Below are 10,469 nucleotides of genomic sequence, written 5' to 3' on the forward strand. Positions count from 1 at the left end.
GGCCGCTTAAGCGCGGTCGAGATCCTCGCTTTCCTCGTGTACGGCATATTGCGCGTCATAGGCCCGCACGATGCGGCCGACCAGCGGGTGACGGACGACATCGGTATCCTGGAAGCGGACCACGGAAATTCCCTCGACGCCCTTGAGAATATGCAGCGCCTCGACAAGACCGGATTTGACACCACGGGGAAGGTCGACCTGGCTTGGGTCACCGGTGATGATCATGCGGCCGTTTTCGCCCAGGCGCGTCAGGAACATCTTCATCTGCATCGATGTGGTGTTCTGCGCCTCGTCGAGAATGATGGCGGCATTGGAGAGCGTGCGCCCTCGCATGAAGGCGAGCGGCGCGATTTCGATTACGCCGGCGGTAATGGCGCGATCGACCTTGTCGGCCGGGATCATGTCGTAAAGCGCGTCATAGAGCGGGCGCAGATAGGGATCGACCTTTTCCTTCATATCGCCGGGAAGAAAGCCCAGGCGCTCGCCCGCTTCCACGGCCGGGCGCGTCAGGATAATCTTGTCGACGGCGCCGCGCTCCAGCAGCTGGGCTGCGTGGGCGCAGGCCAGATAGGTCTTACCCGTGCCTGCCGGACCGACACCGAAGACCAGTTCCGCACGCTCAAGCGCCCGCATATAGGCATCCTGCGTCGGCGTGCGGGCTTGAATGGTCTTCTTGCGGGTGGAGATCTGAGACATGGACAATTTGGCTTTCCGCTCCATCGTGGGCAGAAGCAGTTGGTCGTCGGCGGCCTGTGCCATGCGGATCGCACCCTCGACGTCGGAAGGCTCGACCGAGCCGCCCTTCTGCAGCCGCTCGTAAAGACTGTCCAGCGCACGCCGGGCCTGGTTTGTCGCCGTCACATCCCCGGAAATCGTCACGGAATTGCCGCGGGCGCGGGCATCCACCTGAAGCCGCTGTTCCAGCAGCTTGAGGTTCTGATCGAACTGTCCAAAGAGCTCGCTGGCGAGCCTGTTGTTCTCGAACGTCAGGACAAAGTGATTGGCGTCGGTCGCGGCGGGGCGTGGCTGGCGCGTTGAGGAAGAAACCAATTCACGTTCGACCAATAGGCAGGCTCCTGTTGTTGATAGCCTATTTAAGACCCGACGCGCTCGGCAAACAAGCTGTTTGGCCCCGTTCCGATGATTCGTACCGGAATAATGTCACCGATTTGCGATTCTTTTGCATCAACATTCACGGACTGCAGCCAGGGCGACCGGCCAATCAGTTGGCCCGGCATGCGACCCGGCTTCTCCAGGAGGAGATCGATGGTCTTGCCGACGCAGCCTTCCGCGAATTCCTGCTGCTGGCGCAAAAGCAGGGCCTGAAGGCGCTCCAGCCGTTCGGTCTTGACCGCTTCATCGACCTGCGAACCGAGTTCGGCGCCGGGCGTGCCCGGGCGCGTCGAGTATTTGAAGGAATAGGCCGAGGCGTATTTCACGTCTTCGACGATCTTCAGCGTATCCTCGAAATCGTGATCCGTCTCGCCGGGGAAACCGACGATGAAATCGCTCGAGAGAGCGATATCGGGACGTGCGTTACGGATGCGCTCGATCAAGCGCCGGTATTCGGCGCCGGTGTGGCGGCGGTTCATGGTTTTCAGGATGCGGTCGGAACCAGCCTGAACCGGCAGGTGCAGATAGGGCATCAGCACACGCAGGTCGCGATGCGCCTCGATCAGACGGTCGTCCATGTCGCGCGGGTGGCTGGTCGTGTAACGCAGCCGCGCGATGCCGGGAATTTCGGCGAGGCGATAAAGCAGCTCGCCCAGCCCCCACTCGCCGCCCTTCGGGCTTTCGCCGCGCCAGGCATTGACGTTCTGGCCGAGCAGAGTGATTTCGCGCACGCCGCTGTCGACCAGACGCAGGGCCTCGTCAACGATCTGCGCGACGGGACGCGAGACTTCCGAACCACGCGTATAAGGCACGACACAGAAGGTGCAGAATTTGTCGCAACCTTCCTGCACGGTGAGGAACGAGGTGACGCCGCGCGAACGGGCCTTGGCCTTGTCGACTTTCGGTAGATGTTCGAACTTGTCCTCGACGGCATAATCCGTCTCGACCACACGTTCACCCTGACGGGCGCGGGCGAGCGCCTGCGGCAGCCGGTGATAGGTCTGTGGTCCAACGACCACATCCACCGCCGGCGCGCGGCGCAAGATTTCCTCGCCTTCCGCCTGGGCCACGCATCCGGTGACACCGATCATCAACTCGCGGCCATGTTCGGCGCGGGTGCGCTTCATGTCGCGCAGACGGCCGAGCGCCGAATAGACCTTATCGGCCGCCTTTTCGCGGATGTGACAGGTATTGAGCAGGATCAGGTCCGCTTCGCCCATTTCTTCGGTCGCCACATAACCTTCGCTCGCCAGCGCATCGCTCATGCGATTGCTGTCGTACACGTTCATCTGGCAGCCGTAGGTCTTGATGAAAACCTTGCGGGTGTTGCTAAGGGGTTCGGCGGTCTCGGCCGCATCCGGGGACATGACGGTCATCTGGTTCATTGCCGCTCTTTACCGTAAGAAAGGCCGGATTTGAAGGCCTGTATTAGGGAGCGTCGGCTGGACGCTGCCGCGCTTCGTCTTCGACAGGATCCGGGCCGGTTTCGGCAATCTTGGCATCCGGCGTCTTCTTACGCACGCCATAAAGCCGATCCTGCAGCATGCGCTTCATCGAGGCAATGACAGCGGCGCTCAGCTGCTTGCGGTTATCGCCTTCGCGAAACGCGATGGCCTCGCCAAAATCGACATCCACGTCGATCGCCTCGGCTTTGAAAATACCCATCAGATGCGGCAGAAGCTGGATATCGCCCGGCCATGCCGCGACCGGTCGGTGATAACGGCCCATCGGCATGCCGTAAATGCCGGTATAGGCAATGGTGACGGGCTGGACGTAAACCACCTTGTCGGGCGTATGCGGGACTGCGGCAGTCGCGGCACCGAACAGCGAGGATTTGACGTCGAGAAGGCGGTTGCCATCCGAGGTCGTGCCTTCCGGAAAAAGCACGACGATCTCGCCGCCGGTCATGCGCTCTGCGATCTCGTTGACCTGCTCGCCGGTGCGGCGCTTCTGTTCGCGCACGACAAAGATGGTCTTCTGCAGCTTTGCAAGCGTCCCGAAAACCGGCCAGCCAGCAACCTCGATCTTGGCGATATAGGCGACATCGGCGATCGCGCCCAGCACGAGGATATCCTTCCAGGAGGCGTGATTGGCCGACAGCATGACGGGGCGGCGGCGCTCGACCGAGCCGTGAACACGGATGCGGATCCCCATCAACCAGCAGGCGATGCGATGCCAGATACGGGGAATGGTACGACGAATCTTCAGGTCGAAGCCAAGGCCGACCAGTTGAAACGGCAGAAGGACCAGTGTCGTCAGTACAAGGCCCGCAATGATGAACGTGATCCGTATCCAGGTGATCAAGGATCGTCCTTGTCGAGCGGAATGCCGTAAAGCTCGAGCCGGTGGCCGACGAGACGAAAGCCGTGCTCGCGGGCTATACGTTCCTGCAACGCCTCGATCTCGGCGGAGTGGAACTCGATGACCGTGCCCGACTGCACGTCGATCATGTGATCGTGATGCTCTTCCGGTACGGTTTCGTAGCGCGAACGGCCGTCGCGAAAATCGTGGCGCTCGATGATGCCCTCATCCTCGAACAGTTTCACCGTTCGGTAGACGGTCGAGATGGAGATGCGCGGGTCGACCTTGGAAGAACGTCGATAGAGCTCCTCGACATCCGGATGGTCGTCCGATTCCTGCAGGGTCCGGGCAATGACGCGGCGCTGTTCGGTCATCCGCATGCCCCGCTCGGCACACAGTTCCTCCAGCGTCTTGGTAAGATCCGTCACGTCGTTCGGTCCTGCTTCATGCATTCAACAAGGCACGGGTCTAGCCAAGATCGCGGCGCATGACAAGCGCCGCCGCTTTCTTCCCGTCTACCGTTTCATAGTAGGCTGGACGGGTGGCGACCGTTTCAAACCCGAGCCTGCGATAGAGCCCGATTGCGGCGACATTGCCGTCTTCGACCTCAAGAAACATCGTCTCGCCACCGCGTTCGGCAGCCTCGCGCATGGCCGACTGCATGAGCCGCCAGCCCAGCCCGAGGCGGCCCACCTTTTCAGAAACGGCGACGGTCAGGATTTCCGCCTCCCCGGCAACTTCTCGAGCAAGCACGAAGCCGCCGAGCGGGCGGCGAAAGAAGGCATTGGTCTGATAGGCGACGAAACCGAAGGTATTTTCCTGGGAAAGAAGGCTGTGGATTTCACCATCGTTCCATCGGCGGGAAAAACGCAAACCATGGAGTTCGGAAACCGCATGACAGTCATCCGTCGTCATCGTGACGATGTCGAATGTAGGCTTCAAACTTAGATAATCGTCGTGCATGCGTGTCTCAGGAGCGGGCCAGGGCGAACCCTATTTGGGGTTTAGCATCCGGCCCACGCAGGTAAAGCGGTTTCGGCTTTTCGCTGCCGCCGGGTTTCGATGCGCCGAGTTTTGCGACAGTGGCGATGTCGAAACGATCCGGCACGGCCTGGGCGGCTGGCTCGCCGGCTTCACCGCTGGTCGCGGCGGCGATGGCCATGGCGCCCGTTCCCGAAAGAATTGCGCCGTGACGCGCGGCGAGTTCAGCAACGGCGTGCGGCGTCAGTGCCCGCGGCTCGTCGATGGCCGAACCATCCGCGCCGAAAGGCTGGGCGTAGATTTCACCGCGCTTGGCGTCCATCGCTGCGACGACCGGATGAGGCCCGGAGCCGGCCAGATGATGAGCAGCCATGGTTTCGAGCGTGGTGATGCCGAAAGCCTCGATGCCGAGCGATAAGGCCAGCCCACGGGCGGCAGCGACGCCAACGCGGATGCCGGTGAAGGAGCCCGGACCGATGGTGACGGCGATGCGGCCCACATCCTGCAGTGTGATTGCAGCTTCTGCCAGCGCGGCCTCGATCTGCGCCATCAGCTTTTCAGCGTGGCCCTTGCCGATCATCTCTGTCTGGACGGAGAGGATGCGATCGCTCGCAGCGTCATAAAGCGCGACGGAACAATCGATGCCGGCAGTGTCGAGGGCAAGAACGATCATGAAAAATTACCGGCAGTTTGGTGCGCCGGCTCAAGCCGGCGCAGGGATCGATCAGAGGGATTCGACGGCCTGGACTTCCGGCACGAAGTGCTTGAGCAGGTTCTGAACGCCGTGCTTGAGCGTGGCGGTCGAGGACGGGCAGCCGGCGCAAGCACCCTTCATGTTGAGGTAGACGGTGCCGTCCTTGTACCCTTTGAAGGTGATGTCGCCGCCATCCTGAGCGACCGCCGGACGAACGCGGGTTTCCAGCAGTTCCTTGATCGTGGCGACGACGGTTTCGTCGCCTTGCTCGAAAAACTCACCTTCTTCATCCAGATCTTCGGCCATGGCGGAACCGCCGCCCATGACCGGCTGGCCGGACATGAAGTGTTCCATTATCGAGCCGAGAATGGCCGGCTTCAGGTGCTGCCATTCGGCATCGGACTTGCTGACGGTGATGAAGTCATAACCGAAATAGACGCCGGTAACGCCGGGCACGTCGAACAGCCGCGCGGCAAGTGGAGACTTGTCGGCCTCGGCGGCAGACCGGAATTCAGCCGTACCATTTTCCAGCACGACCTTGCCCGGCAGAAATTTCAGGGTGGCCGGGTTCGGCGTGGATTCCGTCTGAATGAACATCTTGATGGCTCCTGGCGAGATGTGCCCGCCCGTTTAGAATTCTTCCAAAGAAGATAAGACCGTTCAGGTTTGCGTTCAAGTGCGCCTTTGTGGAAAGCAGGTCAAGAGCCAAGAAACAAAAGCACTGTTACGCCAGCGCGTCGATTTCCCCGTCGGTCAGGGTGCTGGGCAATACCGTGACGGGGATGGGGAAGGCGGCGGTGCGCCCGGCGATTGAGGTGACCAGCGGCCCCGGCCCTTCCTTGGCGGAACCGGCGGCAAGAACGAGAATGGCGATATCCTGATCCTCCTCGATCAGGGCGTTGATCTCTTCCGCCGCATTGCCTTCGCGGATGACCACTTCCGGATCGATGCCGATACTTTCGCGCACGCTTTGGGCAGCCTTGGCCATCACGGCTTCTGCCTCTTCGCGCGCTTCGGCGCGCATGATCGCCTCGACACCCAGCCATTGCTGGAAATCGCCTTCGGGAATGAGATAGAGCAGCAGCAAGGCGCCATTCGAGTTCTTGGCGCGACGGCCCGCGTAATGCACGGCCTTTTCACATTCGGGCGTGCCATCGATGACCGCCATGAACTTTCGACGGTGGCCTTCGAGGCGCGATAGCCGCGTTGAAACCATGCAGATCCCCTTGATACTGACACGACCCGTCCGGTCGTGATGGACATTATACAAAAGCGTGGGGATGGGAAAGCGGGGGCGCGAGGGAGGCGCTCACCTCTCCGCCGTCATCCTCGGGCTTGGCCCGAGGATGACGGCGTTAGGGGCTGCGATGTCGGGCAAACCGCCGGCCCTAACTCACCGGCAGCAATCCTCAGCGCAGGAATCCAATGATATCGGACACCTCGTTCATGGTCTTCTCGGCGCGGGCACGGGCGCGCTCGCCGCCATCCCTGAGGATCGCGTCGATATGCGTCGTGTCGTCCATCAGGCGGCGCATTTCCGTGGTGATGGGGGCAAGCACCTCGACGGCGAGATCGGCCAGCGCCGGCTTGAACACCGAAAACTGCTGCCCCCCGAATTCGGCGAGCACGTCCGCCTTGGTCTTGTCCGACAGGGCCGCATAGATGCCGACGAGATTGGCAGCTTCCGGGCGTCCCTCGAGACCATCGACTTCGCTCGGAAGGGCGTCCGGATCGGTCTTCGCCTTTCGGATCTTTTTGAGGATCGTGTCGGCATCGTCCATCAGGTTGATGCGCGACAGATCCGACGGATCCGACTTCGACATCTTCTTGGTGCCGTCCTTCAGGGACATTACGCGCGGCGCCGGGCCACCGATCAGCGGCTCGACCAGCGGGAAATAGCCATGGATAGGCTCTTCGCCGACCACCATGTCGACCCCCGTGCCGGTCTCGCGGATTTTTTCGCCGAACTCGATATTGAAACGCTGGGCGATATCGCGCGCCAGTTCCAGATGCTGCTTCTGGTCATCACCAACCGGAACGTGGGTGGCGCGGTAGACTAGAATGTCGGCGGCCATCAGGCTCGGATAGGCGAGCAGGCCGAGCGAGGCGTTTTCGCGGTCCTTGCCAGCCTTGTCCTTGAACTGCGTCATGCGGTTCATCCAGCCGATGCGCGCGACGCAGTTGAAGATCCAGGCGAGTTCGGCATGCTGCGGCACGGCCGACTGGTTGAAGACGATATGCTTGACCGGATCGATGCCCGAAGCAATGAAGGCGGCGGCGATGGAACGGATCTGGCCCTTCAGGTCGTCATGGACGAGCTGGGCTGTGATGGCGTGGAGATCGACGACGCAATAGATGCAGTCGTTATTCTCCTGCAGCGCCACGAATTTGCGGATGGCGCCGAGATAGTTTCCGAGATGGAGGTTGCCGGTCGGCTGCACGCCGGAAAATACGAGCGGCTTGAATTCGTTCATGTTGTCCTCATCAGGCTTGTGGAAGGCCCCAGGGCATGGTGAGCAGGACGGAATTTTCGGCCTTCTGCGCTCATGTCGCCCATGTTGCTAACGGGCGGGCTTATGCACGGTGGATGGGGCGGGATCAAGTGGGATGCTACCGGCTTTGCGAGGCAGGATCCGTCGCATAAGCACTCTTTCCGTCACCGCCATGGAATTTTTTTCATCGATTTCCCTGCCCTGACGGAGCGGCTGGACTGCGACTGCATGAAGGCGATGAAGAATGCATGCCGTCATTTCCCGGACAGACAGACAGGCAGTACCCTAACCCTTCGATTATGAAGGTAATTTTACGAAAATACGATAGATTGACGAGACCATATGCCCATCAAAACAGCGGACATGAAGCCACTATCCAAACGCGGGATTTGAGTAGAAAAATGCGAATCTATTAACGCATATTCATTAATGGGGCAGTGCCGCTCCTAATTTAGAGCATTTTTGCCCTTATTGACGTCACTTTTAGGAAAGAAATACCCGCAACAAGCTTCCATTCACCATGTGTGACGGACACGGTTTCGGAGTTCAGAATGCGCATTTTTTCCCGCGTCGCGCTTGCCTGCATCATGACAGTCGGCGTCGTCCTTTCAGCCATATCCGCGGACGCGGCGGATAAAGCCGGCAAACGCCGGGGCACATCCTTCAAGCATGATTATTCAGCCGCCTACACGGTTCAGCGCGTCAGCGTGCGCACCGCCTGTTTTCCGGAAAAGCTGGAGGCCATCCTTGCGCATATCCGCGCCAAGACCGGCAAGAAGCCGATGGTGACATCGGGGCATCGGCCGCATTCCGGCACCTCGCAGCACAGCCGCTGCTATGCGGCGGACATCCGCGTGCCGGGCGTTTCAGAAAAGGCGATCCTGGCCGCTGCCGCAGGCGCGCCAGGCATCGGCGGCATCGGCCGCTATTGCAACGGAATCGTGCATGTGGATATCGGACCGAAGCGTCGCTGGGCGCATTGCGGCGGAAAATCCGGTGGCAAGGGCGGCTTGGCCAACCTCGAACGTCATCACCGCCGGGGCTGATCAGACGTCCGGACCCCGCGTCGCTGCCGGCTTCGGTTTGCGCTTGAGGTTGCGGCGGATCATGCCGAGATCGGCGCCGCCGATCAGAAAGGCGACGGAGAAGTAGACCAGCATGGAAATGGCAATCAGCACCGCGAGCGCCGCCATCTGTTGCAACAGGTGCGACCCGGGTGTCAGCCAGGGACTGGCGTAAGCCAGCGCATAGGTCAGAGCGACCGCCATGACGCCGGCCGAGACCAAAAGAAGCGCGGTGCGACGGGCAAAGGCCCATTCCCATTTCAGATGGCCGCGCCAGACCAGCGTGGAGAACAGAAAGATCGTATTGATCCAGCCGGCGGCAGCTTCGGCCGTGGCGATGCCGCGTTCCTCGATCAACGGGAACAGCGAGATGGCGAGCGCCGAATTGACGACCACCGCCATCATGGTGAAACGCATGGGCGTTCTGGTATCCTCGCGGGCGTAGAATCCGGGCTGCAGCGCCTTGATCAGCACGAAACCGGGAAGACCCAGGCCGTATATGGCAAGGATGGAGCCGACGACGGTCGTGTTTTCGGCCGAGAATGCGCCGCGTTCATAGAGCACGCGGGTGATGGCATCCGAAAGCACCCAGAGACCCGCGGCCGCCGGCAAGGTCAGGAACAGCACGAATTCGATCGAGCGGTTCTGGATATTGGCGGCCTCCTTGAGATTGCCGCCCTTCAGCGCCCGCGCCAGTTCCGGCAGAAGCACGACCCCGACGGCGACGCCGACCACGCCGAGCGGCAACTGGTAGATGCGGTCGGCATATTGCAGGGCAGCGATCGCGCCTTCCTTGCCGGAGGCGATGGCCTGACCGATGATCTGGTTGATCTGCGTAACGCCGCCGGTGATGGCGGCGGGCACGGCAAGCACCAGCAGGCGCTTGACATTGGGAGTCATGCGCGGCCGACGAAAACCGATCTTGATGCCGGCATGGCGCACGCCGAAATAGACCACGGCCAGCTGCAAGACACCGGCAACCAGCACGCTCCAGGAAAGATACCAGGCAGTCGACAGCGGATCGGCGCCCGTCCACAGCGCATAAAACAGCGCGGCGATCATCACCACGTTCAGAAAGACCGGCGCGATGGCGGCGGCAAAGAAGTGGTGCAGCGAATTGAGCATGCCGCTCATCATCGCCGTCAGCGACATGCACATGAGATAAGGGAACATCACCGCCGCGAGGCGAATGGTGATCGACGTCTTTTCCGGGTCATCGGCAAAGCCCGGGGCGATGATCCAGGTCACCAGCCACGGCATGGCCAGTTCCATGGCAATGGTAATGATCATCAGCGCGGAAAACAGGACGCCAAACACTTCCTCGGAAAACCGCTTGGCGCCCTCGACGCCATTGGCCTCGATCTCCTTGGAAAACAACGGCACGAAGGCGGCGTTGAACGCGCCTTCGGCAAACAGGCGGCGAAAAAGATTGGGAAAGCGGAAGGCGGCGTAAAACACGTCCGCCATCGGCCCGGTGCCGAGTGCTGCCGCCATCAGGGTTTCGCGGGCGAAACCGAAGATGCGGCTGCCGAGCGTGGCACCGCCAACCGTGGCGAATTTTTTCACAAGGCTCATGCGGGGGCTCACCGGGATGTTCGATTCGTGGGGGTGTTATAGCGGGAGGCGAGGCGGGCGGCCATCTTTTGTCACGGAGTGGTGAGGACCGTGCGATGCAGCTGGCGGTCGGAAATGATGCCGGATTGTTTGGCGAGCGCCTTGCTCCGCTAACGGCCGAGGCTGTGTAAAAACGCAATCCTGATGTAGAATCATCTTCGTCGATCGGAGGTGGCAATGTCAGGCTATATCGAAGGCATCAGTCGCGAT

General features: G+C 61.0%; 11 protein-coding genes. 1 reads left to right on the top strand and 10 read right to left on the bottom strand.

The features are described from left to right. Positions 1-6: 6 nt before the first annotated feature. The 9 genes from ACQKKX_RS17005 to trpS form a co-directional block, all read right to left on the bottom strand. Positions 7-1,065, bottom strand: coding sequence for a PhoH family protein (locus ACQKKX_RS17005; protein ID WP_427572276.1), 1,059 nt, complete (start codon positions 1,063-1,065; stop codon positions 7-9). A 29-nt stretch (positions 1,066-1,094) separates the two neighbouring features. Further along, positions 1,095-2,498 (bottom strand): tRNA (N6-isopentenyl adenosine(37)-C2)-methylthiotransferase MiaB, encoded by a 1,404-nt coding sequence (gene miaB / locus ACQKKX_RS17010; protein WP_427572278.1) that lies wholly within the window; start codon positions 2,496-2,498, stop codon positions 1,095-1,097. Between the two features lie 43 nt (positions 2,499-2,541). Continuing rightward, complete coding sequence (locus ACQKKX_RS17015; RefSeq protein ID WP_427572279.1) at positions 2,542-3,417, bottom strand: lysophospholipid acyltransferase family protein; 876 nt, start codon at positions 3,415-3,417, stop codon at positions 2,542-2,544. Next, positions 3,414-3,842 (bottom strand): Fur family transcriptional regulator, encoded by a 429-nt coding sequence (locus ACQKKX_RS17020; protein WP_427572281.1) that lies wholly within the window; start codon positions 3,840-3,842, stop codon positions 3,414-3,416. The genes ACQKKX_RS17015 and ACQKKX_RS17020 overlap by 4 nt, the downstream gene beginning before the upstream one ends. A gap of 40 nt (positions 3,843-3,882) precedes the next feature. Next, positions 3,883-4,377 carry a GNAT family N-acetyltransferase gene (locus ACQKKX_RS17025; RefSeq protein ID WP_427572283.1) on the bottom strand — a complete coding sequence of 165 codons (495 nt, stop codon included), beginning with the start codon at positions 4,375-4,377 and terminating at the stop codon, positions 3,883-3,885. A gap of 7 nt (positions 4,378-4,384) precedes the next feature. Further along, positions 4,385-5,068 carry a tRNA (adenosine(37)-N6)-threonylcarbamoyltransferase complex dimerization subunit type 1 TsaB gene (gene tsaB / locus ACQKKX_RS17030; RefSeq protein ID WP_427572284.1) on the bottom strand — a complete coding sequence of 228 codons (684 nt, stop codon included), beginning with the start codon at positions 5,066-5,068 and terminating at the stop codon, positions 4,385-4,387. A 51-nt stretch (positions 5,069-5,119) separates the two neighbouring features. After that, positions 5,120-5,686 carry a NifU family protein gene (locus ACQKKX_RS17035; RefSeq protein ID WP_427572286.1) on the bottom strand — a complete coding sequence of 189 codons (567 nt, stop codon included), beginning with the start codon at positions 5,684-5,686 and terminating at the stop codon, positions 5,120-5,122. Positions 5,687-5,813: 127 nt separating this feature from the next. After that, on the bottom strand, positions 5,814-6,305 hold the full coding sequence (locus tag ACQKKX_RS17040) for a universal stress protein (RefSeq protein ID WP_427572287.1): 492 nt from the start codon (positions 6,303-6,305) through the stop codon (positions 5,814-5,816). 193 nt (positions 6,306-6,498) lie between these two features. After that, positions 6,499-7,563 carry a tryptophan--tRNA ligase gene (trpS, locus tag ACQKKX_RS17045; protein WP_427572289.1) on the bottom strand — a complete coding sequence of 355 codons (1,065 nt, stop codon included), beginning with the start codon at positions 7,561-7,563 and terminating at the stop codon, positions 6,499-6,501. 569 nt (positions 7,564-8,132) lie between these two features. Between trpS and ACQKKX_RS17050 the strand changes: the two genes are divergently transcribed. Next, positions 8,133-8,627 carry a D-Ala-D-Ala carboxypeptidase family metallohydrolase gene (locus ACQKKX_RS17050; RefSeq protein ID WP_427572291.1) on the top strand — a complete coding sequence of 165 codons (495 nt, stop codon included), beginning with the start codon at positions 8,133-8,135 and terminating at the stop codon, positions 8,625-8,627. Here ACQKKX_RS17050 and murJ read toward each other — a convergent pair whose 3' ends face one another. Beyond that, positions 8,628-10,220, bottom strand: a complete 1,593-nt coding sequence (murJ, locus tag ACQKKX_RS17055) for a murein biosynthesis integral membrane protein MurJ (protein ID WP_427572292.1) — start codon at positions 10,218-10,220, stop codon at positions 8,628-8,630. It lies immediately after the preceding gene. Positions 10,221-10,469: the final 249 nt, after the last annotated feature.

The sequence above is a fragment of the Neorhizobium sp. NPDC001467 genome (genome assembly GCF_050275975.1).
GTDB lineage: Bacteria > Pseudomonadota > Alphaproteobacteria > Rhizobiales > Rhizobiaceae > Neorhizobium.

Bases quoted from the DNA above. Each gene is read 5' to 3' on its own strand.
- ACQKKX_RS17050 (WP_427572291.1), top strand. From the start codon at position 8,133: ATGCGCATTTTTTCCCGCGTCGCGCTTGCCTGCATCATGACAGTCGGC.
- ACQKKX_RS17040 (WP_427572287.1), bottom strand. From the start codon at position 6,305: ATGGTTTCAACGCGGCTATCGCGCCTCGAAGGCCACCGTCGAAAGTTC.
- trpS (WP_427572289.1), bottom strand. From the start codon at position 7,563: ATGAACGAATTCAAGCCGCTCGTATTTTCCGGCGTGCAGCCGACCGGC.
- tsaB (WP_427572284.1), bottom strand. From the start codon at position 5,068: ATGATCGTTCTTGCCCTCGACACTGCCGGCATCGATTGTTCCGTCGCG.
- murJ (WP_427572292.1), bottom strand. From the start codon at position 10,220: ATGAGCCTTGTGAAAAAATTCGCCACGGTTGGCGGTGCCACGCTCGGC.
- ACQKKX_RS17025 (WP_427572283.1), bottom strand. From the start codon at position 4,377: ATGCACGACGATTATCTAAGTTTGAAGCCTACATTCGACATCGTCACG.
- miaB (WP_427572278.1), bottom strand. From the start codon at position 2,498: ATGAACCAGATGACCGTCATGTCCCCGGATGCGGCCGAGACCGCCGAA.
- ACQKKX_RS17035 (WP_427572286.1), bottom strand. From the start codon at position 5,686: ATGTTCATTCAGACGGAATCCACGCCGAACCCGGCCACCCTGAAATTT.